Below are 22,142 nucleotides of genomic sequence, written 5' to 3'. Positions count from 1 at the left end.
TCAGGGGCGAGCTGCCGGCCGCCCCGCATCGACCACGCTCACGAAGCGGGTCAGGTCCTCGATCAGGGTCTCGACCGTGTCCTGCGCGCCGCCGTCGTCATGGTGATGCAGCCAGTCGGCGACCAGTTCGAACATGCCGCCGATGACGGCCAGGGCGAGGGCCAGCCGCTGGCGTTCGTCGAGCGCATCACTCTGCGGCCATAGCTGATCCAGGAAGGCGGCCGACCAGCGGCGATTGCTGCGGCGCTGGGCTTCGACGGCGGGTGAGATGCCGCCCGCCTCACCGAAGGTCACCTTGGCCAGGCGCGGGTCGTCGGTGATCGCGCCCGCGAACGCGGCGACCACGGCGCGCATGCGCTCCGGCCATTCGGCGTCCACGGTCTCGGCCGCGACCTCTCCGACGCGTTGCTGAATCTGCGCGGTGATCTGTTCCAGCAGGGCGGTGTAGCACGCCTCCTTGCTTTCGAAGTGATCGTAGAAGCCTTTGGTGCCGACGTACGCGTGCTGACAGATCTGCTCTATCGAAGTGCCCGAATAGCTTTGCCGGGCAAACAGTTCGGTGGCGGCGGCGAGTAACTGACGACGGCGCTGGGCGCTGCGCTCGTCGGCGTCGAGGCCGCGGATGCGGCGCCGCACGGGGGTCCGGTCGGGCGCCGCGGCGGGAATGCTGCGGGACATGCCTAGACGATAGCCAAGCACATTTCAGAAAGACATCTTGTTGGCAACCCGGTGCCGTGTTGTAATCGCTCTCACGTCGATGAGGAAGGGAACAGACGTGGCAATCAATGGGGATCGCCGAAGGCGAGGGTGGCGGCGGTTTACCGCGGCCGCGCTCGCCACGGCATTGACGGCAGCCGGTGCGGTGCTGGTGGGGAGCACCGCGGCGCCCGCGGGGGCGGCGCCACAACCGCTGAATGTGGATGCGTTCTATCAAGCGCCGGAGGGCTTCGAGTCCTCCGCGCCGGGCACGATTCTGCGATCACGGGAGGTCCAGCTCGCGGTTCTGACCGTACTGCCGGTGAACGTCCGGTCGTGGCAATTGCTCTATCGCACAACGGATCTGTTCGGGCAGCCGACGGTGGCGGCGACCACGGTGGCGGTTCCGCAGGGGGCCGATACCTCGCACAGCCGGCCGCTGGTGTCGCATCAGTTCTTCTACGACAGCACCTCGCCGAATTGCGCGCCGTCGTACATCCTCCAGCAGGGTGGCGGGCTGCCGGCGCTGGAAGGCATCCACTCCACCGTGGAGTATCTGGAGCTGGCGGCCTCGCTCAGCCAGGGTTACGCCATCAATGTGCCTGACTACGAAGGGCTTTACGGACATCTCGCGGTGGCCAAGGAACCCGGCTACATGATTCTGGACAGCGTGCGGGCGGCCGAGTCCTTCCAGCCGCTCGGTCTGGACGGCGCGAATACCCCTGTCGCACTGTGGGGTTACTCCGGCGGCGGTATGGGCAGCGGATGGGCGGCGGAGATGCAGCCGACCTACGCGCCCGAGCTGAACGTGAAGGGCATCGCCCTGGGCGCGCCCGTCTCGGACGTGGAATCGCTACTGCACGTGAACGGTTCGATGTTCGCGAGCCTGATCGGCGTCGGCATCGCCTCGCTCCGCAACGCCTACCCGAAGTTCGCCGAGACCACCGACCGCTACCTGACCGCCGAGGGCCGCGCGATCATGGATCGCACCGCCAGCCAATGCCTGGTGCGCAATGTCCTGAACCTGATGTTCACCGACTACCAGCGCATGATGACCATCCCGATCGCCGACTACCTGGCCCTCCCGGAGATCAAGGAAGTCTTCGATTCGACTGTGCTGGGCAGCAATCCGCCCACCGCCCCCACCATGGTCTACCAAGGCGTTTTCGACGAAGCCGTCCCGTGGTACACCAACGACCGGATGGTCCAGCAATGGTGCGACGGCGGAACCTCCGTCTACTACAAACGCGACCACCTCAGCGAACACCTCACCCTGACCACCCTCGGCATGGCAGACGCCTTCAACTGGATCAAAACCCGCCTCGCCCCCGGCGCGGCCGACCCCGCCGGCTGCCGCACCGACAACGTCATCACCATGTTCGGCAGCATCGAAGCCCTGGCGACCATGACCGAAATCGAACTCAACGCCGCCTTCGGCGCCCTCGGCTGGCCCATCGGCCCGCGGGAGCGGTAAGCCCGCGAATCGTATATGCCTGTGGATTCGATTCCGGCGCGGCAACCCGGTTGGGTATGGTCGGGGCGAAAACCAATTCGCTCCAACGGGGGCTCGCACCAGCGGGCTGAGAGGACGGCTAGTGGGCCGTCGACCGTATGAACCTGACCGGGTAATGCCGGCGTAGGGAGGATTCACATGTCATCTGATTCTGTCGTGTCCAAGAACGGTTCGACCGCTCCTGTCGACACGGTGACAACGGGTCCCATCGAAGGCAGCGTCAAGCACTACGAGCAGGTCGAGGCCGACGGCACGACCCTGCGAATCCCGGTGCGGCGCATCAACCTCACCAATGGCGATCACTTCGACGTGTACGACACCTCGGGTCCGTACACCGACGACACCGCCACCATCGACCTGGAAGCCGGCCTCCCGAAGCTGCGCGATTCCTGGACCAAGCCGCAGGTCGACGGCCCGCCGACGCAGCTGGCCTGGGCGCGGCAGGGCATCATCACCCCCGAGATGCGCTTCATCGCCGCGCGCGAGGGCGTCGACGCCGAGCTGGTGCGCGACGAGGTCGCCGCGGGCCGCGCCGTCATTCCGGCCAATCACAAGCATCCGGAGTCCGAGCCGATGATCATCGGCAAGAAGTTCGCGGTGAAGATCAACGCGAATATCGGCAACTCCGCCGTCTCCTCCTCCATCGCCGAGGAGGTGGAGAAGATGGTGTGGGCCACCCGCTGGGGCGCCGACACCATCATGGACCTGTCCACCGGCAAGAACATTCACGAGACCCGCGAGTGGATCCTGCGCAACTCCCCGGTCCCGGTCGGCACCGTCCCGATGTACCAGGCCCTCGAGAAGGTCAACGGCGATCCCACCAAGCTCACCTGGGAGATCTACCGCGACACCGTGATCGAGCAGGCCGAGCAGGGCGTCGACTACATGACGGTGCACGCCGGCGTGCTGCTGCGCTACATCCCGCTGACCGCCAAGCGCGTCACCGGCATCGTCTCGCGCGGCGGTTCGATCATGGCGGCGTGGTGCCTGGCGCATCACACGGAGTCGTTCCTGTACACCAACTTCCGTGAGCTGTGCGAGATCCTGGCCAAGTACGACATCACCTTCTCCCTGGGTGACGGCCTGCGCCCGGGTTCCATCGCGGACGCCAATGACGAGGCGCAGTTCGCCGAACTCACCACGCTGGGCGAGCTGACCAAAATCGCGAAATCCTATGGCGTGCAGGTGATGATCGAGGGCCCGGGCCACGTGCCCATGCACAAGATCGTGGAGAACGTGCGGCTGGAGGAGGAGCTCTGCGAGGAGGCTCCCTTCTACACCCTCGGCCCGCTCGCCACCGATATCGCGCCCGCCTACGACCACATCACCTCGGCGATCGGCGCGGCCATCATCGCGCAGGCGGGCACCGCGATGCTCTGCTACGTCACTCCCAAGGAGCACCTGGGCCTGCCCAACCGGGACGACGTGAAGGTCGGCGTCATCACCTACAAGATCGCCGCCCACTCCGCCGACCTGGCCAAGCAGCACCCCCGCGCCCAGGAACGCGATAACGAATTGTCCAAGGCGCGCTTCGAATTCCGCTGGAAGGACCAGTTCGCGCTCTCCCTCGACCCGGATACCGCCCGCGAATACCACGACGAAACCCTGCCCGCGGAACCCGCCAAGACCGCCCACTTCTGCTCCATGTGCGGCCCGAAGTTCTGCTCCATGCGCATCTCCGCCGATGTGCGCGAGTACGCGGAGAAGCAGGGCCTCACCGATGTGGCGGCGATCGAAGCGGGCATGGCCGAGAAGTCGGCCGAGTTCGCCTCCACCGGCAACCAGGTGTACCTGCCGGTCGTTTCCTGATCCGCGCCGGCGGCAGGTCGCCCGTGCGGCGACCTGCCGCGGCGGCGATCCGCCAACCCCATTGATACCCAACAGCTATCGCTGATTCGATGAGACCCGGCTTGTGGGGCGCGATATGCTGCGACGGCACTGTCGCGCCTTGATCATGGGCGGCGATATCGAGGGGAAGCGGCCCGGTGCGGTCGCGCACAAAGGGAAAGGCCAAAACCAAATATGCGAGGCATGGCTGTGCGAAGGGCGCAGGAGCGCCGTCACAGATCCCGGGGAGGATGGCTCAAGCGCACAGTGGTGGGAACCGTTGTCGCCGCGCTGCTGCCGTTCGGGGCGTCGGCGGTAGTGGCGGGGCCCGCCGCGGCGGAGTACGACTCGGCCGGGTTCGACTTCTTCGTCGATTCCAGCATGGGGTCGGTCAAGAACCGCATCTTCCGCGCGGCCGACGGCAATACCGACCGGGTCGTCTACCTGTTGGACGGGGAGCGGGCCGAGAGTTCGCTCAACGGGTGGGAACTGCACACCTCCATTCCGGCGGCACTCACCAAGTTCAATATCAATGTGGTGATGCCGGTCGGCGGTATGTCCAGCTTCTACGTGGACTGGGACGCACCCAGCAGCTTCGCCGGATACAACCTCGAGGCCACCGGACTGCCCTCCGGGTCGGCCATCGACGGATTCTCCGAGACGATGGGTAAGACGAACACCTATGCGTGGGAGAGCTACCTCACCAAGGATCTGAAGAACGCGCTGCGAAACAAGCTGGGGTTCAGCGACTCTCGCAACGGCGTCGTCGGCCTGTCGATGGGCGGCGGTGCGGCGTTGATGATGGCGGCGTACCACCCGGACCAGTTCGTGTACGCGGGATCGCTCTCGGGGTACCTGTACATGTCGGCGCCGGGCATGCGAGAAGCGTTGCGGCTGGCCATGTTCGCGGCCGGCGGGTACAACATCGACTGCATGACGGCGGCCGGTAGCGAGAAGTGGAATCGCATGGACCCCTACCAGTTCATGCCGCAGTTGATCGCCAACGGGACGCAGCTGTACATCGGCAACGGCAGTGCGATTCCGGCCAGCCAGGACCTGACCTCGACGGACGCCATCACCCTCGGCATGCCGTTGGAAGGGATCGCGCTGGCGAATACCAAGGCGTTCCAGAGCAAGCTGAACGGGCTCGGATACGACAAGGTCACCTACGATTTCCCCGAGTACGGCATCCACAACTGGGGTACCTGGGAGCAGATGGCGAACCGGGTGATGCCCGATATCGCCAAGTACATCGGCAAGCCGCTGCCGGCCGGTGCGCAGCCGCCGCCGCCCGCGGACGGTCAGCCGGGTGGGCAGGGTGCGCCCGGCGGGGCTCCGCAGAACTGATGCGGTGACCGCGACAAGCGAATAGAGCGAAGATCCGCCGCTTCCTTATGGAGGCGGCGGATCTTTTCGTTCAGGTCACTTGGTCTTGATCGGTGCGTCTTTCTCCCAGCCCCAACAGTTTTCGACCTGTACGCCGATATTCGCGGGTGAGGTGTACACGTACGGGATGAGCACTTGCAGCTCGCCCCAGTCGCGGGTCCAGTCGTTGTTCAGGTAGGTCGGGAGGGTGCGGGAGCGGACCAGCAAGTTGGCCCAGCCCAGCGGGCCACCGCCGGTGTCGCCCTCCCAGGTCTGCGAGACCGCGGCATTCAGCTTGTCGGGGAGGATCCGCCACTTCGGCAGCTGGACCACCACACCATCGCGGGTGTCGAAGGCGTGCTGGCACGGGAAAGCCAGTCCCACATGGAAATCGGTGATAACCGGGTCCTTCGCGCCGACGACCGCGTTCAGGGTGCCCAGCCGGGGCAGGCGCGGGGGCGTGACGGCGATCCACTGTTTACCGGTCGGATCGCCGGCGTCGGTGTCGGCGACCAATCGAATCGCGTTGGTCTGCGCGGGGATTCGATCCAGCGCCACCGGGAGATTGCGCCAGGTCGGTGCGCCGCCCACACTCGGCGGAGTCAGCTCCCCGAGCTGCCGCACGCTGCCGTCGTCGGCGCGCTGCGCGAACTCCAGGCGCAGGCGAGCGCCCGGCGCTTGACCGTTCTCCCCGGCACCGATCCGCCCGGCCACCGTCAGCACCAGCACCCGATACGCGGAATCCCGCTGCGCCGCAGTCAGATCCAGCTTGTACCACTGTGTGGCGAGATGCGATGCGGCCTGCTGACCACCGCTCGCGTAACTGCCGAGCACCGGCGTGCGCGACGCCTCCAGCCCGAACGGGAGCATCACGGTGCTGCCGTTGATCCCGGGCTCGGAGGAACCGCCGCCGGGGGCACCGTTCGGACCGCCCGGACCGGAGCCGCCCTGGCCAGCGGGCCCGCCAGGGCCACCGGGGCCATCGCCGCCGCCCGGGCCCGCGCCTGAATCAGGCGCTCCGCCACCGCTGCCGGAGTCTGGGGCGTTCTGGCCGCTGGGGCCGTCGGGCTTGAGGTCGCCTACGCCGTTGGGGGTGAAGCCGGTGTTTTCGGCGGCGAGGCCGTCGGCGGCCGTGCCGGTGTAGGGGGTGAGCAGTGAATCGGCCGAGTTGCGCTCCACCAGGACCTCGTCGGCGAGCGCACACGAGTTGCCCTGGAGTGAGCGGAGGTTCGACAGCGCGACCGAGTAGGCCGGGTATTGCGCGTATGCGGCCGTGGCGAAGGTGATCACCTCGAACAGCACCAGCGCGGCCGCCGCCACGGTCAGGGGACGGATCACGATGCCGCCGAACGGGCGTGCGCCCGTAGCGTTTTCGCCGGTTCGGTACGGCTCACGGAAGTACTGCCAGGCTGCGGCGAGCAGGCACAGCACGACTCCGGCGAGCAGCAGCGTGGCGATGTCCACGCCCGCTACCCGGGGCGCATCCTTCGGCCAGCTCACGCCGTAGCCGGAGACATACCACCAGCCGTTGGAGCCGGTGAAGCAGATCGCGAGGATGAACAGCACCGCCGCGGCGAAGAGCGAGCGGTAGTGGCGGGTTCGAATACCGTTGCGGCCCAGTACGACCGTTGTCACGGCCGCGAGCGCGGCGGCCAGCCCCGCGTAGACGCCGAAGTGATGGGTCCACTTGGTCGGGGTGAACATCATCAGCAGCATCGACATGAAGACGATCGCGAGCACGCGCGCTACCGGGCCCCGGGCGGTATCGGGGATGCGGCCGCCCTTGCGCAGGGCGACGAGTACACAGACACCCAGGCACAGCACCATCGCGAGGACGCCGAAACGCCGGGCGAGCGAGCCGTCCGGGTTCAACGACAGCAGGGTCTGCCAGCGGGTGTACTCCTCGTACCAGGACTTGTCGGGCCCCACGGCCGTTCGCACCCGAGCGGATTCGCGGATCGCGGCCAGGCCGTGGTCGGCGAAGGTCACCACCAGCACCAGCGCGCCCGCGGCGAGCATCGGGGCGAGGCGGGACGCGTAGCCGAGCAGCGTCCCCGGGGCGTCGCCGGACGCGCCGGTGTCGGCGCGCACGCGGGTGACGAGGATCTGGAAGATCTGGCGCGCGCCCGCGAAAAGCGCTGCCAGGCAGATCAATCCGGACGGGCCCGCGCCCAGCGAGAAGGCCGCGATCAGGATCGCCACCGCTGCGGGCAGCAGGCGGCGCGTGGCGATGGCGCGTTCGATGGAGCACCAGGTCAGCAAGGCTCCCAGCGCGATCAGCGGTTCGGGGCGCAGGCCGTTGTTGTAGGGCAGCCAGAAAGCCAGGAACACCAGCCCGGCGGTCCAGCGCGCCGCGGCGCTGCCGCGTACGCGAGCGCCCAAGCGCGGCAGCACTTCCCGGCTGATCACCCACCAGCAGAGGATGCCGGTGAGCAGGGCGGGCAATCGCATCCACAGGCTGGCGTCGCTGACCCGGGTCATCTGCGCCAGGACCTCGTACGGCCAGCCGACCGGGGCTTCCGCGACACCGAACCAGCGGTAGTAGTTGGCGGTGTAGCCGGCTTCCCGCGAGGCGCGGGCCATGGTGAGGATGTAGCCGTCGTCGGAGGTGTTGGCGCCGATGACATGCCACACCAGCAGGGTGCCGGCGACCACGGCATCGGCCGGCGTCACGCGCCACCAGCGGGCAGGCAGGAAGCGGCGGGTGCGGCGGCCGTCGGTGGCATCGACGAAGTAGAGGCAGATCAGCGACAGCAGGGTGAACAGGACCGCGCCGATGATCGCCGCGAGTTTCCACGCGCTCGGGCTGGAGGAGAAGCGGGAATCGACATCGGCGTGCAAGCGGATGTCGCCCAGCCTCGTCTGTTCGATATCGGTGTAGACGCCGACGATCTGCGGACGGATGTCACGGTCGACCGCACCGCGATACGCGGAACCGTCTTTCTTTGTGACACCGGTCAATTCGGCGGTGGTCGACGCGTAGCCGGAGTGCAGGGTCAGGCCGCAGCCGTTGTCGCTCTTGGTGCCACCGGCACCCGGCTGGGTTCCCGGGGCAGCGGTCGTGCTCGGTGGTGCGGTCACGCCCGAAGGTGCGGCACCGGACGGCGGAACACTGCCGGGCGGGATCGCGCCGGAGGGTGGGGTGCTGCCGGGTGGCGGTGTACTGCCAGGCGGCGGGGTGCTTCCCGGCGGCGGCGTACTGCCGGGCGGCGGAGTGCTGCCCGGCGGCGGCGTCCCAGGCGGCGGTCCACTACCTGCGGGCGGCCCGGACGGCCGACCGGTGCTGGCTCCGGTCCCCGGAACGGCCTGCACCCCGGTGTCCGCCCCGTTCGCCGCACCCGGCTGTGTCCCCGCACCCGAATTCGGTGCTCCACCCGAACCGGACCCCGCTCCGTCGGAAATCGTTCCCGCACCGGCGAGTTCGCTGACCGGCACGGTCAGCAATGGAATATTGCGCACCAGCACCGAAAGCGTGCGCCCGGCCCCCGCCACATCCTCGACCTTGACCAGCAGCCCCTTCGCCTGCGCCCCCGGCGCGGACACGGGAATGGTGGACAGCACCGTCCCGCTCTGCAATCCGCGAATGGTCGTGCACGGCACGCTCACATCCACGCTCAGCGGCACATAGTCGACCAGCGGCGCGGTCACCTGCAACGACTGCGCCTGCGGCCAATCCAGGCTCGCCCGATCCTGTCGCACCGGCAACAACGGCACCAGCACGGCCAGCAACAAGCCCAGTAATCCCGAGACGACGGCAAGCAAACGCATTCGCAAAGATCCCCCACCAAACACACGCACGAACGACGATGCTAGCCATCCCCACTCGTGAGCAGCTACGCCCGTGCGGAGATCTGCTGGACAGCCCAGCTGTTGCCGTCCGGATCGTCGAAGAAGACGAACCCCACATTATCGAGCGGATGCGGTGTCTGCGAGCTGCTTTCCCCCAGCACCTGCACCTCACTCACCGTCACCCCGCGCTCCACCAGCTCGGCGCGCGCCTGCCGGATATCCGGAACCACCAGCTGCAATCCCTTCAAATACCCCGGCTCCATCTTCGGCACCGCCCCCTCCCCGATGACGATCGAACACCCCGACCCGGGCGGCGTCAGCTGTACCAGCCGCTTGCCCTCCCCCGGGCTGATATCGAAGTCCACCTCGAATCCGAGCTGCTCACTGTAGAAGTGCTTGGCCCGATCCACATCCGACACCGGCACGATGACAACCTCGAGCGTCCACTTCATGAGCCGCCCTTCCGCTAGGCCCCCGAATAAATCGATACCCCCACCCAAGACGCCCTGTTATCGTTCCAGACACCACCGACAAGGAAGGAGACGGCGATGACCGGCAGTTCGAACACCGCATCCGAACGCACCCGCTGCGCCGTCGAACCCCTTCCCTCCGAACGGTTTTCGACGCTCTCCAAGTAACCCCCGCCCGCATGGCGCAGTTGCTCTGATGGATATGGGCGTTCTGGCTTTCACCCAGAATCTCGTCGGTTCAATTCCGATCTGCGTCACCACGACCTCGTGCTGAGTTGGCTAGGCACCCTGACTCTCGATCAGGATTTCGCGGGTTCGATTCCCGTCGAGGTCACCATCGCTGTGAGAGACCGGATTTCGCGGATCACAGCAGTGCCGACCGGCGGGGGCATACAATGTGCACAGAACCGATGCCGGATGTTTGCTATTGCGCTGGTACGACTCTCAGAGCGTGTCGCCGAACGCAGGGAATTGGGCAAATTCCGTTCGGCGACACGCCTTTCCGAGTGAGGCGGGGGCTCAACCCGCCTCGTTGGTTGACTATGCCACCAATCAATATTTGCCACAATATAGCCATCAATTGAAAATGGGCCGTTGTGTCACAGCCGAACTCGGCTCGACGCGACTACCTCGGTAGATCATTCGAGCCGCCGGTACACAAGAGCATCGGGGTAGAGATTTCTATGACATTTTCCCTGGAATCCAGCCGTCTCGGTGAGAAAAATGGACAATTGACCAATATTCGGGCCGCAGGAAACGCATCGAAACTCGCTACAGCGAGGCGTAATTGCGGAGGGCGTCGATGACGAGGACCGCGCCGAAGATCAGAAAGAGGATGCGGACCGACAGCGGTCCGAAACGGTTCAGGGCGCGAACGAAAGAGCGGTAAAAGCGCTGGGCGCGGCGGGAGGTGCGGGTTGCGGTGTACAGCACCAGGATCGGCGGCAGGACCGCGATGAGGCAGTAGGCGAAGACGATCACCGGCCATACCGCCGGTCTCGGTTCGCGGACCGAAAGCATTGCCAGCGCGGCCAGATACGGAACCGCGGTCGGCGCCTGGCCGAGACCCACCCCCGCCCCTATCATCCCCAGCAGCGCGGGGCGTCTTCGTGCTTCGATCGCCCAGGGCGGCAGTGTGCCTCCCGCCCCCTTCGGCAGGCGGACGCCACCGAGTAGAAGCAGCACCGCGCCGACCACGAGTTCACCCCGGTAGCGAACCGCCGGCGTGATTTCGAAGTCGACGAGATCCGTCAGAAAACTCAGACCGAGCACGGTGCAGATTCCGAAGGCCGTGGTGACGGTGAGGATGCCCGCGATGAAGCTCGCGGCCCCCGGCACCGGCGAACGGCGACTCAAGCGGCTGTCGACGACGATCCCGGCGGTGATCCCGATGTTCAGGACGTGCAGAGAATCCAGCAGGGCGAACCCCGCGAGCGCCAGTAGGAAGGTGAGCATGACGCTACCGACCATACGGTAGGTGAATGATGGGCTGTCGGCGGGAAATGTGATCCGACACCTCGGCCGAGCGAATTTGATCTTGATGCGCCATGATTCGGCAGTTCATATCTGCATGTGTTCACAGAGGAAAGTGCTTGATGAGGTTCATGGGTAAGGCCGTTGTCGCGGTCGCCGCGGCGGGTCTTGCGGCCGGGTCGGCGATCGGCGCCGGTACGGCGAATGCGGCAAGTCTGCACGGCGCGATCGCTTTCAGCGCCGAGGAGTGGAGTTACGGCACCAGCGTGGATGCGCTGAGCCGGGAAGGCGCGATCGACGAGGCGCTCGCCAACTGCGGGCTGTACGAGGGCGTGTCCGATTGCATCGTCCTGGTCGACTGGGCGGACGGCTGCGGTGCTCTCGTCTACACCGACGGCGCGGTGGCCAGTGGCGCGGGCATCAACTCGTCGGCAGCGCTGTTCGGCGCCTACACCAGCCTGGCCAGGTTCTACCCGCCAGCCTTCCTCGCGAATGTCGGCTCCGCCGACAGGTCGGGGGCGGAGGTCAGCGAAGTGGTGTGCACCGCTAACGCGTGAGTTCGGGGCCGTACTTTTGCTCAACTCTCGCCTGCTATCGGCAGTTTTCCGCCGAGATGAGGGAGAAGTGGAGCAAAAGGACGGCTGCTTCGCTTAGGAATAGGGATGGCGCAACCTGATTCCGCGGCGGTACGACCGGAGCTGGGGCCCGAGTCGCTGCTTTGGCGGTACGCGGGGGACTGGCGGTCGGTGGTGGAGGGGACTTCGGCCGGGGTGTTGCAGCTGATGTATCCGGCGCTGGGGGCGGCGGTGGCGAGGCAGTCGGAGTTCTTCGGGGATCCGTTCGGGCGGATTTATCGGTCGGTGCCGCAGATTTGGGCGACCATCTTTGCCGGTGACCATGAGGTGCGCGGGGTGCGTATTCGCGAGCTGCATCGGGATATCAAGGGGGTCATGGGTTCCGGTGAGCGGTATCACGCGCTGGATCCGGGTACGTTCTGGTGGGCGCACGCCACGTTCACTTGGCTGATCTTCCGGTCCGTCGAGTTGTATTACCCGGCAGGGGAACTGGATGATGCCGGGCGGGAGCGGCTGTATCGAGAGACCGTGGAGTGGTATCGGCGGTATGGGGTGAGTATGCGGCCGGTGCCGGAGGATTACGCCGCGTTCCGGGCGGCGTTCACCCGGATTTGCCTCGAGGAGCTGGAGCTGACGCCGGCGGCTCGGCGGGCGTTGGAGATCGCGGAATTCGGTGAGCCAGAGGCGATTCCGGTGTTGCCGGCGGGGGTGGCGCGGGCGCTGCGGCGGGTGTTGCGGCCGTGGTCGCGGGGTGCCGTGGTGGGCGGGTTGCCGCCCGAGGTGCGGGAGCGGTTCGGGTTGAGGTGGAGCCGGGGGGATGAGCGGCGGGATCGGTTCACGACGGGGGTGGTGCGGGTGGGGTTCCGGGTTTTGCCGGGGCGGGTGAATCGGGGGAGTTTTTCGTGGGCGATTCGGTTACTGGGCGCACGGACGCGGTCGCGGCGGTTCGCCCGGTAACCCATCGTCCAAGCATGGTCAGGCGTTGAGGGCGGCGGTGATTTTGCGGGCCATTTCGGTGAGGGTGGGGGTGGGCTGGATTTGGGCGGCTTCGACTGCGACGAGGACGATGTCGCGGAAGTTGTCGGCTTCGGTTTTGTCCTGGGCGGCGAGCAGGGTTACGGACTCGGTGAGGGCGGGGAGGACGTGGTCGGCGAGTTGGGCGACGGTTTTGCCTTCGAGTTTGATGTCGCGGGACTTGGCGGCCAGGACGTGGCCGATCGGGCCGGTGGCGGTGTAGAGGGCGGCGGTGCCGGCGGCGGCGGACTTGCCGGGCTTGGGGCTGGCGGCGGACAGCAGGGAGACGGCGCCGTAGGCGGCGGTGCGGAGGGTGGAGGTTTGCTGGGCGGTGAGGTTGATCGACATGGTGGGCTCCTTGGAAGTTGTTGTGGTGGGCGGGGAGTCGTTGGTGCTCCGCGTCATGACAACTACTTTCGAGGGCCGGGCTGACAGCCGGCTGACAGCGCGCTGATACCGGCGCTGATACGGGATTCCGGCTGTTCACACCATGATTCGACGGTCAGTTGCGCTGCCAGCGGTAGGCGAATTCACCGGGGGCGGGAGGCGGGCCGGGAAGATCTCCGGGGGTGGCGAGGCCGTCGAGGAGGACGGCGAGGATGCGGCGGCGGAGCTGGGCGGAGCGTTCCGCGGCGGGAAGGGTGATGGCCGAGCAGGCTTCGAGGAGCAGGCCGAGATCCAGGACGGTGATCTCGGGGCGGAGGCGGCCGGAATCGTGTGCGCGGCGGACTATTTCGGTGGTGAGATCGCTGGAACGCTGGACCTCGGGGAGGAACGAGTCGTCGGGGGTGAAGGTGCCGGCCAGGTGCGTGGTGAGCGAATGGACATCGGCGTCCACTACGCGTTCGAGGAAGCCGACGAGAGCTTGCCAGCCGTCCGGGTCCGAGAGGGCGGCTTCGGCCTCGGTGTTGTAGCGCCGGAGCCCGTCGTAGCAGAGGGTGCGGAGCAGGTCCTCCTTACCGGGATAACGGCGGTAGAGGGCACTGATGCCGACGCCCGCCCGCTCGGCGACCGCCGAGATCGGAGCCTTGGGATCGGCCAGGAAGACGTCCCGGGCGGCGGTGAGGATGAGCTCGTCATTGCGCGCGGCCTGCGCCTTGCGTCCGGGGAGAGCCCGTTGAGCTGGGGTTTCTGATGTCTTCGGCATGAGTTCGAGAATACCACTTGAACGGAATCATCCGTTCCGTTATGGTTAGAACAGAACGAAGCATTCCGTTCCACCCAAGGAGAGAATGATGAACGCCATCCGCCCCTTCCGCATCGACGTTCCGCAGACCCAGCTCGACGACCTGAGCGACCGGCTGAAGCGGGCGCTGTACCCGAACGAGCTCCCCGGCGTCGGCGACTCCTACGGCGTGCCCAACGACCGGGTGCGCACGCTCGCCGAGTATTGGATGAACGAATTCGATTGGCGGGCACTGGAAGCCAAGCTGAACAGCTACCCGCAGTTCACCACCGAAATCGAGGGCGAGGACATCCACTTCCTGCACGTCCGCTCCGAGCGGGCGGACGCACTACCGGTCATCCTGACCCACGGCTGGCCGGGTTCCATCCTCGAATACCTCGACGTCATCGAGCCACTCACCAACCCCGAATCCGCCGACCAGCCGGCCTTCCATCTGGTCATCCCGTCGGTTCCCGGTTTCGGTTTCTCCGGCCCGACCCGCTCCACCGGCTGGAGCCGCTACCGCACCGCCCGTGCCTGGGCGCAGCTCATGGACCGCCTCGGCTACCAGCGTTACGGCGCGATCGGCAACGACGGCGGGTCGATGATCTCCCCCGAGCTCGGCCGCATCGCCCCCGACAAGGTCGTCGGAGTCCATGTCACCCAGTTGTTCTCGTTCCCGTCCGGCGATCCGGCCGAGTTCGAAGGCATGTCCGCCGAGGACTTCGAGGCGCTGGAGGTCCTGAAGTGGTTCCACGAGAACAAGATGTCCTTCAACCACTTGCACAGCCAGCAGCCGCAGACCCTCGCCTTCGCCCTGGCGGATTCCCCGGTCGGCCTGCTGGGCTGGAACTCGCAGCTCTTCGGTGAGTCCTTGGACGCCGACTTCATCATCGGCAATATCGCCCTATATTGGCTGACCGGTACCGCGGGCTCCTCGATCCGCTTCTACTACGAGGACGCCCACACCACCGACCACCTGACCGAACCCACCACGGTGCCGACCGCCCTGGCGATGTTCAAGGGAGACTTCCAGTCGATCCGCCGCTTCGCCGAACGCGACCACAAGAACATCGTGAGCTGGAATGCCTACGACGTGGCGTCCGCCAAGGGCGGGCCGAACGATGCTGCCGGGCACTACGCCGCCCACGAGGCGACCGACGTCCTGGTCGCCGACATCCAGCGCTTCTTCGCCGAATACCGCTGAGCCCGAACCGAATCGGCCCTCCCCGCCGGGGAGGGCCTTCGGTGTTCCCGCCGATCAGGCAGCCGCGGCCCGGAGAGTCGCGATCTCGGCCGCGACCGCACGACTCAATTCGTTGATCCGGGAACGGGAATGGCAGGTTTCCGAGAAGGTGAAGTCGATACTCAGCCGGCCTTGGAACGTGTAGATGAAATAGCTGATCTCACGCCTGGAGTTGCCGGTGGCGAAGCCGCGGAAGTCGACCATGCGCACACCCGCCGGGACGGGCAGCTCCGGCACCACACCCCAATTGGTGACAATGTTGACCGTGGCGGCGAGCGTATCGGTCTCGGCGAGCCGGGCGGCGGCGAACATCGTGGCCAGCGCTCCCCCGCCGTCGATACCGTGCACGATCTGCGCCTTGATCTCCTTGGCGAGCACGTGTGGATCGGAGTCGAGCCCGCACATGACGACCGTGGGCGCGAATCCCAGGCCATTGGTCACGTCGGCGGGGCGCGCGGGCGGGGTCAGGTGCGGACGCAGATCGACGGCATGGCCGATGATCATGGGAAGTTCGGCTCCGGTTGCCGCGCCGAAGGTTTCGGTGGTCATCGCGCGTTCGGCGCGCACAATGGCCGCGCTGAGCAGGGCGTGCAGCGTCGTTCCCTGCGCCCGCGCGTGGCGTAGCAGAGCGCCGGTATCACCGGCGGAGAGCAGGATTCGGGATTCGTCCGCGAGGCGCAAGCCCGGCCTGCCGCGGGTCTCCACCGGCGCGAAGCTGTGCAAGCCGGCCAGTTCGGGCAGCTGCGCGTCCGGAACCGCGATACCGCGTGCGGCGAGCGCGTCCTCGAGGCTGCGCGGAACCACCGGGACCGGCTCGGCGACCGGAATGCACGCGCCGAGCGTGGCGGCGGCACGCCAGAACTCTTCCAGCAGTCCGAATCCCATGTGTGCGTCGTTGACGGCGTGCGACACCCGCAGCGCCACCGCCGTGATCTCGCCGTCGCGGGCGATCTCCAGCCGTGCCAGGCTCCGGGCGGGATCGATCGACCGGAGGCCGTCCAGCCAGTCGGGCAGGGTGCCCGGTACGACCTGCACCGGATCACCACAGCCGCGCTCGGGAATTTCGAGCCAGGCGTCGCCATCACGCGTTTCGATGCTTCCGCGCAATGCCGGAAACCGCCGGCACATGAGCTTGAAGGCGCGCCGCAAAAGCTCGGTGTCTACCGCACCGGCACAGATTGCCACGTACGAGACGGTCACTTCCTTCTGCACGAAGCTCTGATCGATGATGCCCAGCCGGTATTCCATGTTCACTCCTCGGATCTGATGTCGATCCGATCCTGCGAGTACCGCTCGAGCAGCCGTTGAGCCGCGAATGAACGCCCAGCCGGAACGGCTTCCGTGCCGGACGCATCGAACTCGCTATGTCGCCGTCGGCTCGGCCTGGACTCGGCGGGCAGGCCCGATGGCGGCGCACCGGCCGGGCGGCGTGCTCGCGTGCGGGTCCGGCGGAGGTGGGAGCGGGCCGACACGGGTGCTCAGCTCATCCAATTGCGCTCTCACGTTCCGCGCCTCGGCGTTCCGGCCTTGGGCCGCCAGGGCTTCGGCATGGAAGTGCAGGGAGTGCGCCCGCCGGATCGGATCGGCCGCCCGGGTGAGGACCTCGGCTGCCTCGGCAGCGGCGGATTCGGCGATGTCGAAGCGACCGGCGTGGAAGCTGGTCTCGGCCAAACGGAAAAGGGCCCAGCCGAGCAGGAGCCGGCGGCCGTACCGGCGCGCCGTGCGCACCGCTGCTTCGCCGATGGCGACGGCGCGCTCCGGATCCGCGTCGCGCATCAGCGTGACCCGGCCGAGCTGGGAGCGGGCCAGTGATTCGAAGGCCGCGCCGCCCAGCCGTTCCGCCGAACCCAGTGCGCGCTCGACGAATTCGGCGGACAGCTCCCAGCGGCCGCTGTCGCCGTAGCGATCGGCGAGGGTGGCGCAGGCCCATCCTTCCCACGCCGCATCGCCCAGGGCATGGAAGATGCCGACCGCGGCCGACATATGGTCGATGGCCTCCTCCAGGCGGCCGAGATACAGAGCGGCGGCTCCGAGCACATGTTCGACGAAGCCCAGCAAGAGGCTGTTCCCGTTGGGCTGCAACAGTTCCCGGGCCGGTTCGAGCACCTCGACCGCTTCGGCCGCGCGACCCAGATCCAAGGCGAGCACCAACCCGAGTGCCGCCCGGGCACGAAGTTCGGTCATTCGATCGGCGAATCCGGCTGCGACGGTGAGCAGCCGGCGCAAGGCATCCGCCAGCTCCCCGGATTGCGGTGACGGATCGATGGACTCGCCGATCAGCATGGCCACATCCACGCACGCGGGCACCAGGGCCGGGTGATCGGCGGCGATCTGGCGATGCAGGGCGATCAGCGCGGTGCGCTCACTGTCCAGCCACGCATGCGCGTCGGCTTCGGAGCCGATCGCCGTGCCGGATGCCCCCGTCGCCGGAACATAGTCCAGCCGATGCCCCGGGTAGCGCAGGGTGACAATGCTTTTCGCCGTCGCCAGGTAGTAGTTCAACAGCCGGGAAAGCACTCCGGCCCGGTCCAGCTCCGGATCGACGGTGCGGGCGTAGAGGCGCAGCAGGTCGTGGTAGCCGTAGCGATCGACTCCGGCGGATTGCAGCAGCCCGAGATCGACCAGGGATTCGCAGACCTGCGCGGCGGCCGCGATGTCCGTGCCCAGGATCGCCGCCGCGGCGGCAACCGACAGGTCCGGCACGGCGGGGACCGCCAGTTCCATGAAGGCCCGTGCCGTGGCGGGCGGCAGGTCCCGGTATCCGAAGCCGAAGCAGGCGTCGATGGCGAGCTCGCCACATCGCAACTCCGACAGTCGATTCCGCTCGTCAGCCAGCTTTCGCGCCACCTCGGCGATACTCCATCGCGGTCGCATCACCAGTCGCGCACCGATAATCCTGACGGCCAGCGGCAACAGCCCGCACGCCCCGATCACCGCATCGACGGCGTCCGGTTCGGCGGCCGTCCGACGCGCACCGACGATGCTCCCCAGCAGATTTCGTGCTTCATCGACGGACAGCGGGTGCAGCTGCCGGTGCGCGGCATCGGGTAGCGGCAGCACCGCGCGGCTGGTGACCAGCACCGCGCAGCCGGGTCCGCTCGGCAACAGCGAGGTCACCTGATCGAGCGGGCCCGCATTGTCGAGCACCATGAGCATGCGCCGGTCCGCCAGCACGCTGCGTAGCAGTGCGGCGCGCTCGGCTTCGCCGGGCGGAATATCGCTGTCCGGAACAGCCAGGGCACGCAGGAAGCCGCCCAGTATCCCGACGGGTTCGGCGGGCCGGTCGTCGGCGCCACGCAGATCGGCATAGAGCTGACCGTCCGGGAAACGGTCGCTGACCGCAAGCGCGACGTGGGTTGCCAACGTCGTCTTACCGACACCGCCCATGCCGGTGATCACCACCACGGGCGGTGTCGGCCCGGATCGGGCGAGGGCTTCGCGAAGCTCCGCCACCAGGACGTCGCGACCGGTGAAATCGGCTATTCCCCTCGGCAATTGCGCGGGGCGGACCCCTTCGCGGGATCCAGGGCCGCGGACTTGTCGCGCCGGGCCGGGTTGCGTGGATCCGGTGCGGGCACGGTCGGGGGCCGGCGGCGGCAGGTTGTCGTCGAGGATGCGCCGGTGTAGTTCGTTCAGTTCGGGGCCGGGCTCGATACCGAGTTCTTCGACCAGCAGGCGACGGGTGCAGGTGTAGACGGTGAGGGCTTCACCGCGGCGACCGGAGCGGTACAGGGCGGTCATCCACAGGGCGCGCAGGCGTTCTCGAAGGGGGAATTCCGCACTGGTAGCGGCTATTTCACCGAGCATGGCCGCATGACGGCCGAGTTGCAGGCCCATATCGAAGCGGGATTCGAGGAGGGTGGCGCGCAGGTCCGCGAGGCGTCGGCGCTGGTCGGCCGCGGCCGGCCCCGGCACGCCCGCGAGCGGCTCGCCTCGCCACAGCGACAGCGCCGCGGTGAGCAGATCGTGCGCCTGCTCCAAAGCTCCTGTGGCCCTGGCAGTCTCGGCATCCGCCGCGAGCGACTGGGCGCGAAAGGCATCCAGGGAGTCGCGGCTGACCCGCAGTTCATAGCCGTCGCCGACCGAGACGAGCACCGCGGGCGGGGTACGCGGGGCACGCTCCGGTTCCACGAGTTTGCGCAGCAGCAAAGCGTGGGAACGCAGGGATGCGACCGGGTCCCCGGGCAATTCCTCGCCCCAGACCGCGTCGACCAGTTGCGCGGCGGTCAGCGGCCGACCGGCCGCGAACAGCAGCGCGGTGAGCACGGCCTGGGTCCGAAGCCGGCCCGACTCCAGAGTCAGCGGGCCGCGCCGGACGGAGACGCGGCCCAGCACCGTAAAGCTCAGTTCCGCGGGTTCCATCGGCTTCTCTCGGTAAAACATGGGATCAGCCGATCTTATGCGGAATGCTCAGGTCGCCCGCGCGACGAGGTCCTTGACCGCGAATACCACGTACAGGCCGACCCCGTACAACGTGAGCAACATCCACTTGGCCACCCGCCGAGTCTCGGGCCAAGCGGGCGGAGGCGTTCGATTCGTCATGCCGGCAACGGTAGGAATCATCGCTGATCACCCGATTCCTCCCGATGAACAGCCGATCAACGTACCTGGTCAACGCGATTTCCCCGTATCGGGAACCTTCGCCACCCACGCCCAGCCCGCCTCCACCGCGATAGTCATGAGCTGCCGCCGCGCCCCACACGATCTCGGCGAAATGCCGTCTCCCGCAATGCATGCCATGTGTGAGTACATGAGCGCTTCGACACTCCGTGAGAATTTCAGGGCGGCGGCATCCTCGGGAAACCGCTCATGCTTGATCTGCGAGACGACGTAGACCATTGCCTCACCATCCCGCTCGGTGCCGGCCACGGTGCAGCCGGCCTGTTCTTCCCGATGCGGAAACGTAAAGACACCCTTGCCCTTCGATGAGAGCCAAACGCAGAAATCGAGTGCCTTGGTCTCGTGTGGCGTCCAGAAATCCCCAGACCGCTATCGCGAGGAGTGCGGCGACCAACGCAAGCAAGGTCCATGTTTCCCAAGACATTTCGATTCCCCTCGTTGCTGTTGCTATCTCCCGGTAATCCATAGACTGACACCAAAAGCACATCAGGAGAAGACATCTGAAGAGATTCGCTGGATGTCCACGGCGGACATGTCCACGGTAGACACTCCCCAGATAGAGAGGCTAACGAATGGCCGGGTCGACGGTCTCTCGCATGGATTTCGGGAACTTCATGCGAGAGTTGAGAATGCGGGCTGGAATGACAATTCTAGCGAGTGCGATGCATTTGGAAACTTCTCGGCAAACACTTATGCGCTTGGAGGACGGTCTGCCGACCAAGTTGGCGACCATCCACATCAATAGCCTGCTGGACCTCTACTCGCCCGATGCGCGGACTCGACAGCAGGCGCTCGATCTCTGGAAGGAGGTTCGAGAGCAAGACAAAGCCGCTAAGGCACAAGGCAATTCGAAGGGATTCTGGCGGCCGTACTCCGACCAAGTCGCCCCGCACTTTCCCAAGTTCCTTCGACTCGAAGCCACAGCCTCGAGAATCATCGCGCACCAGCTTGTCATCATGCCCGGCCTGCTCCAGACACCCGACTACCGGCGAGCGATCATTCGGATGTACGAACCACAGCTGTCGCCGGTCGATATCGAGCGCCGCATCGAGCTCACCGCCCACAGGCAAGCCCGACTGGACGAGAGCGATTTCCACCTGGAGGTGCTGCTGTCCGAGGCCGTATTGCGGCACTGCCCCGCTCATCCGGCGACCATGGCCGCGCAACTCCGGTGGGTCGCCGAGGCGGGGGAACGCGCGAATCTCAGCGTACGGGTCATCCCGTTCTCGGTCGGACCACATCCCGGGCTGGCGATGCTGACTTTCACGCTGCTGCGGTTCCCGGCGGGTGCCAGCGGAATGACCCTGCCACCAGTGGTTTATGTGGAGGAGGCGATAGGCAGCGTCTTCCATGAGCATGCCGACGTGGTTGATCAATATCGCCAGGCGATCGAGGGTATGCGGGTTGTAGCGTTGACGGAGGAGGGAACCCGAGACTTCGTGTTTCAAATTGCGAAGGAGTACACGGTATGAGAGATCCGGTTACGGGCCGTTGGTACAAGTCGAGCAGGTCGGACGGCGCTAAGCAGTGCGTCGAGGTCTGCCATGAGCGGGAGCGGACCGGGGTGCGAGACAGCAAGCAGCCCGGCGGGCCGGAGCTGTTCTTCAGTCCGCGGGAGTGGGCCGGGTTCGTTCGGTTCGTCAGCGAGTAGACCCCGAGACCCTCTCACATGGGCGTGAGACGCACGGCGATGTTCGCGGGGCTCCTGGATTGACAAGCTGAATTCACCTTCAAGACAACGAAATTCGAAAGGTGAATGCAATGCGAATCGCAATCTTCGGAGCCACCGGGACCGTCGGCCGCAAGGTCACCGAGCAGGCTTTGCAGGCCGGGCACGAGGTCACCATCCTGACCCGGTCGGCTGCCAACTCCACTGTCTCGCACCATGATCTGAAGGTCGTCGTCGGTGACGTCCTCGATCCGGCGGCAGTCGAGCAGACCGTCATCGGGCAGGACGCGGTCATCGTCACGCTGGGCGCGGGGCGTAAGGGCGTGTTGCGCGCCGAGGGGACCAAGACCGTCATCCAGGCCATGGAGCGGACCGGGGTCAAGCGGCTGGTGTGCATGTCGTCGCTGGGGGTGGGCGACTCTCGCGGGAACCTCAACTTCCTGTGGAAGTACATCCTGTTCGGGATGCTGCTGCGGCAGGCTTACGCCGATCACGGTGTCCAGGAAACGTATGTGCAGGCCAGCAACCTGGATTGGACCATCGTGCGACCGGCCGCCTTCACCGACGATGCGCCCACCGGCGAGTACCACCGGGATGTCGCGCCCGATGCCAAGGGGTTGACGCTGAAGATCTCGCGCGCCGATGTGGCCGCGTTCCTGCTGGAGCAGGTCACCGACAGCACCTACCTGCGCCGCACCCCCGGCATCTCGAATTGAGCCG

At 66.6% G+C, this 22,142-nt stretch carries 18 protein-coding genes, 2 tRNA genes and 1 riboswitch; of the genes, 11 read left to right on the top strand and 9 right to left on the bottom strand.

The window, feature by feature from the left end; all coding sequences use genetic code 11:
• The gene (locus tag NI1_RS35885) at positions 1-678 is read right to left on the bottom strand and encodes a TetR/AcrR family transcriptional regulator (protein ID WP_067830613.1); all 678 of its coding nucleotides are present in this window, start codon (positions 676-678) and stop codon (positions 1-3) included.
• 97 nt (positions 679-775) lie between these two features.
• Here NI1_RS35885 and NI1_RS35880 point away from each other — a divergent pair, with 97 nt between their 5' ends.
• The 3 genes from NI1_RS35880 to NI1_RS35870 all read left to right on the top strand — a co-directional run bounded on the left by NI1_RS35880 (position 776) and on the right by NI1_RS35870 (position 5,383).
• Positions 776-2,170, top strand: coding sequence for a lipase family protein (locus NI1_RS35880; protein ID WP_169815693.1), 1,395 nt, complete (start codon positions 776-778; stop codon positions 2,168-2,170).
• Between the two features lie 74 nt (positions 2,171-2,244).
• Positions 2,245-2,356: riboswitch (TPP riboswitch) on the top strand.
• Complete coding sequence (gene thiC / locus NI1_RS35875) at positions 2,348-4,018, top strand: phosphomethylpyrimidine synthase ThiC (RefSeq protein WP_067830608.1); 1,671 nt, start codon at positions 2,348-2,350, stop codon at positions 4,016-4,018. (Overlaps the previous riboswitch by 9 nt.)
• Positions 4,019-4,303: 285 nt before the next feature.
• Positions 4,304-5,383 carry an alpha/beta hydrolase gene (locus NI1_RS35870; RefSeq protein WP_067830606.1) on the top strand — a complete coding sequence of 360 codons (1,080 nt, stop codon included), beginning with the start codon at positions 4,304-4,306 and terminating at the stop codon, positions 5,381-5,383.
• 75 nt (positions 5,384-5,458) lie between these two features.
• On the opposite strand, the gene NI1_RS35865 is transcribed toward NI1_RS35870, so the two are convergent.
• A complete protein-coding gene (locus tag NI1_RS35865) occupies positions 5,459-9,169 on the bottom strand; it encodes an arabinosyltransferase domain-containing protein (protein ID WP_084524232.1) in 3,711 nt (1,236 codons plus the stop codon).
• Between the two features lie 65 nt (positions 9,170-9,234).
• A complete protein-coding gene (locus NI1_RS35860) occupies positions 9,235-9,642 on the bottom strand; it encodes a VOC family protein (RefSeq protein ID WP_067830604.1) in 408 nt (135 codons plus the stop codon).
• Between the two features lie 199 nt (positions 9,643-9,841).
• Between NI1_RS35860 and NI1_RS35855 the strand changes: the two genes are divergently transcribed.
• Both NI1_RS35855 and NI1_RS35850 read left to right on the top strand, forming a co-directional pair.
• Positions 9,842-9,920 (top strand) — tRNA-Glu (locus NI1_RS35855).
• Between the two features lies 1 nt (position 9,921).
• Positions 9,922-9,997, top strand: a tRNA-Glu gene (locus NI1_RS35850).
• Positions 9,998-10,431: 434 nt separating this feature from the next.
• Here the strand turns inward: NI1_RS35850 and NI1_RS35845 are convergent.
• On the bottom strand, positions 10,432-11,115 hold the full coding sequence (locus NI1_RS35845; RefSeq protein WP_067830602.1) for a GAP family protein: 684 nt from the start codon (positions 11,113-11,115) through the stop codon (positions 10,432-10,434).
• Between the two features lie 140 nt (positions 11,116-11,255).
• Between NI1_RS35845 and NI1_RS35840 the strand changes: the two genes are divergently transcribed.
• Both NI1_RS35840 and NI1_RS35835 read left to right on the top strand, forming a co-directional pair.
• A complete protein-coding gene (locus tag NI1_RS35840) occupies positions 11,256-11,690 on the top strand; it encodes a DUF4189 domain-containing protein (RefSeq protein ID WP_067830600.1) in 435 nt (144 codons plus the stop codon).
• A gap of 105 nt (positions 11,691-11,795) precedes the next feature.
• Positions 11,796-12,665, top strand: a complete 870-nt coding sequence (locus tag NI1_RS35835; protein ID WP_067830597.1) for an oxygenase MpaB family protein — start codon at positions 11,796-11,798, stop codon at positions 12,663-12,665.
• 18 nt (positions 12,666-12,683) lie between these two features.
• Here the strand turns inward: NI1_RS35835 and NI1_RS35830 are convergent, their stop codons facing one another.
• Positions 12,684-13,127 carry a hypothetical protein gene (locus tag NI1_RS35830; RefSeq protein ID WP_245663577.1) on the bottom strand — a complete coding sequence of 148 codons (444 nt, stop codon included), beginning with the start codon at positions 13,125-13,127 and terminating at the stop codon, positions 12,684-12,686.
• A gap of 97 nt (positions 13,128-13,224) precedes the next feature.
• Positions 13,225-13,869, bottom strand: a complete 645-nt coding sequence (locus NI1_RS35825) for a TetR/AcrR family transcriptional regulator (protein ID WP_067830593.1) — start codon at positions 13,867-13,869, stop codon at positions 13,225-13,227.
• Positions 13,870-13,957: 88 nt separating this feature from the next.
• Here NI1_RS35825 and NI1_RS35820 point away from each other — a divergent pair, with 88 nt between their 5' ends.
• Positions 13,958-15,094, top strand: coding sequence for an epoxide hydrolase family protein (locus tag NI1_RS35820; RefSeq protein WP_067830721.1), 1,137 nt, complete (start codon positions 13,958-13,960; stop codon positions 15,092-15,094).
• Between the two features lie 54 nt (positions 15,095-15,148).
• Here NI1_RS35820 and NI1_RS35815 read toward each other — a convergent pair whose 3' ends face one another.
• The 3 genes from NI1_RS35815 to NI1_RS40030 form a co-directional block, all read right to left on the bottom strand.
• On the bottom strand, positions 15,149-16,381 hold the full coding sequence (locus tag NI1_RS35815; RefSeq protein WP_157535529.1) for a phthiocerol/phthiodiolone dimycocerosyl transferase family protein: 1,233 nt from the start codon (positions 16,379-16,381) through the stop codon (positions 15,149-15,151).
• Positions 16,382-16,495: 114 nt separating this feature from the next.
• Positions 16,496-19,495, bottom strand: a complete 3,000-nt coding sequence (locus tag NI1_RS35810) for an AfsR/SARP family transcriptional regulator (protein WP_067830589.1) — start codon at positions 19,493-19,495, stop codon at positions 16,496-16,498.
• A gap of 48 nt (positions 19,496-19,543) precedes the next feature.
• Positions 19,544-19,675, bottom strand: coding sequence for a hypothetical protein (locus NI1_RS40030; RefSeq protein WP_281179530.1), 132 nt, complete (start codon positions 19,673-19,675; stop codon positions 19,544-19,546).
• A gap of 776 nt (positions 19,676-20,451) precedes the next feature.
• Here NI1_RS40030 and NI1_RS35800 point away from each other — a divergent pair.
• From NI1_RS35800 to NI1_RS35790, 3 genes are all read left to right on the top strand, one after another.
• Positions 20,452-21,225, top strand: a complete 774-nt coding sequence (locus NI1_RS35800) for a DUF5753 domain-containing protein (RefSeq protein WP_157535528.1) — start codon at positions 20,452-20,454, stop codon at positions 21,223-21,225.
• Positions 21,222-21,404, top strand: coding sequence for a DUF397 domain-containing protein (locus NI1_RS35795; RefSeq protein WP_067830583.1), 183 nt, complete (start codon positions 21,222-21,224; stop codon positions 21,402-21,404). Before NI1_RS35800 ends, NI1_RS35795 begins: the two co-directional genes overlap by 4 nt.
• Positions 21,405-21,514: 110 nt before the next feature.
• Positions 21,515-22,138: an NAD(P)-dependent oxidoreductase gene (locus tag NI1_RS35790; RefSeq protein WP_067830580.1), complete on the top strand. Its 624-nt coding sequence runs from the start codon at positions 21,515-21,517 to the stop codon at positions 22,136-22,138.
• The last annotated feature ends 4 nt before the right edge of the window (positions 22,139-22,142 follow it).

Source organism: Nocardia inohanensis NBRC 100128 (genome assembly GCF_001612945.1).
GTDB classification, from domain to species: Bacteria; Actinomycetota; Actinomycetes; order Mycobacteriales; family Mycobacteriaceae; genus Nocardia; species Nocardia inohanensis.
The sequence above is the reverse complement of the archived record's forward strand: the minus strand, read 5'-3'. Positions and strand labels throughout refer to the sequence as shown.

What these genes read in the sequence shown, in the direction of transcription:
- NI1_RS35885 (WP_067830613.1), bottom strand. Translation starts at nt 678, where the DNA reads ATGTCCCGCAGCATTCCCGCCGCGGCGCCCGACCGGACCCCCGTGCGG.
- NI1_RS35840 (WP_067830600.1), top strand. Translation starts at nt 11,256, where the DNA reads ATGAGGTTCATGGGTAAGGCCGTTGTCGCGGTCGCCGCGGCGGGTCTT.
- NI1_RS35815 (WP_157535529.1), bottom strand. Translation starts at nt 16,381, where the DNA reads ATGGAATACCGGCTGGGCATCATCGATCAGAGCTTCGTGCAGAAGGAA.
- NI1_RS35860 (WP_067830604.1), bottom strand. Translation starts at nt 9,642, where the DNA reads ATGAAGTGGACGCTCGAGGTTGTCATCGTGCCGGTGTCGGATGTGGAT.
- NI1_RS35845 (WP_067830602.1), bottom strand. Translation starts at nt 11,115, where the DNA reads ATGCTCACCTTCCTACTGGCGCTCGCGGGGTTCGCCCTGCTGGATTCT.
- NI1_RS35830 (WP_245663577.1), bottom strand. Translation starts at nt 13,127, where the DNA reads ATGACGCGGAGCACCAACGACTCCCCGCCCACCACAACAACTTCCAAG.
- thiC (WP_067830608.1), top strand. Translation starts at nt 2,348, where the DNA reads ATGTCATCTGATTCTGTCGTGTCCAAGAACGGTTCGACCGCTCCTGTC.
- NI1_RS35865 (WP_084524232.1), bottom strand. Translation starts at nt 9,169, where the DNA reads ATGCGTTTGCTTGCCGTCGTCTCGGGATTACTGGGCTTGTTGCTGGCC.
- NI1_RS35820 (WP_067830721.1), top strand. Translation starts at nt 13,958, where the DNA reads ATGAACGCCATCCGCCCCTTCCGCATCGACGTTCCGCAGACCCAGCTC.
- NI1_RS35825 (WP_067830593.1), bottom strand. Translation starts at nt 13,869, where the DNA reads ATGCCGAAGACATCAGAAACCCCAGCTCAACGGGCTCTCCCCGGACGC.
- NI1_RS35795 (WP_067830583.1), top strand. Translation starts at nt 21,222, where the DNA reads ATGAGAGATCCGGTTACGGGCCGTTGGTACAAGTCGAGCAGGTCGGAC.
- NI1_RS40030 (WP_281179530.1), bottom strand. Translation starts at nt 19,675, where the DNA reads ATGACGAATCGAACGCCTCCGCCCGCTTGGCCCGAGACTCGGCGGGTG.
- NI1_RS35790 (WP_067830580.1), top strand. Translation starts at nt 21,515, where the DNA reads ATGCGAATCGCAATCTTCGGAGCCACCGGGACCGTCGGCCGCAAGGTC.
- NI1_RS35835 (WP_067830597.1), top strand. Translation starts at nt 11,796, where the DNA reads ATGGCGCAACCTGATTCCGCGGCGGTACGACCGGAGCTGGGGCCCGAG.
- NI1_RS35810 (WP_067830589.1), bottom strand. Translation starts at nt 19,495, where the DNA reads ATGGAACCCGCGGAACTGAGCTTTACGGTGCTGGGCCGCGTCTCCGTC.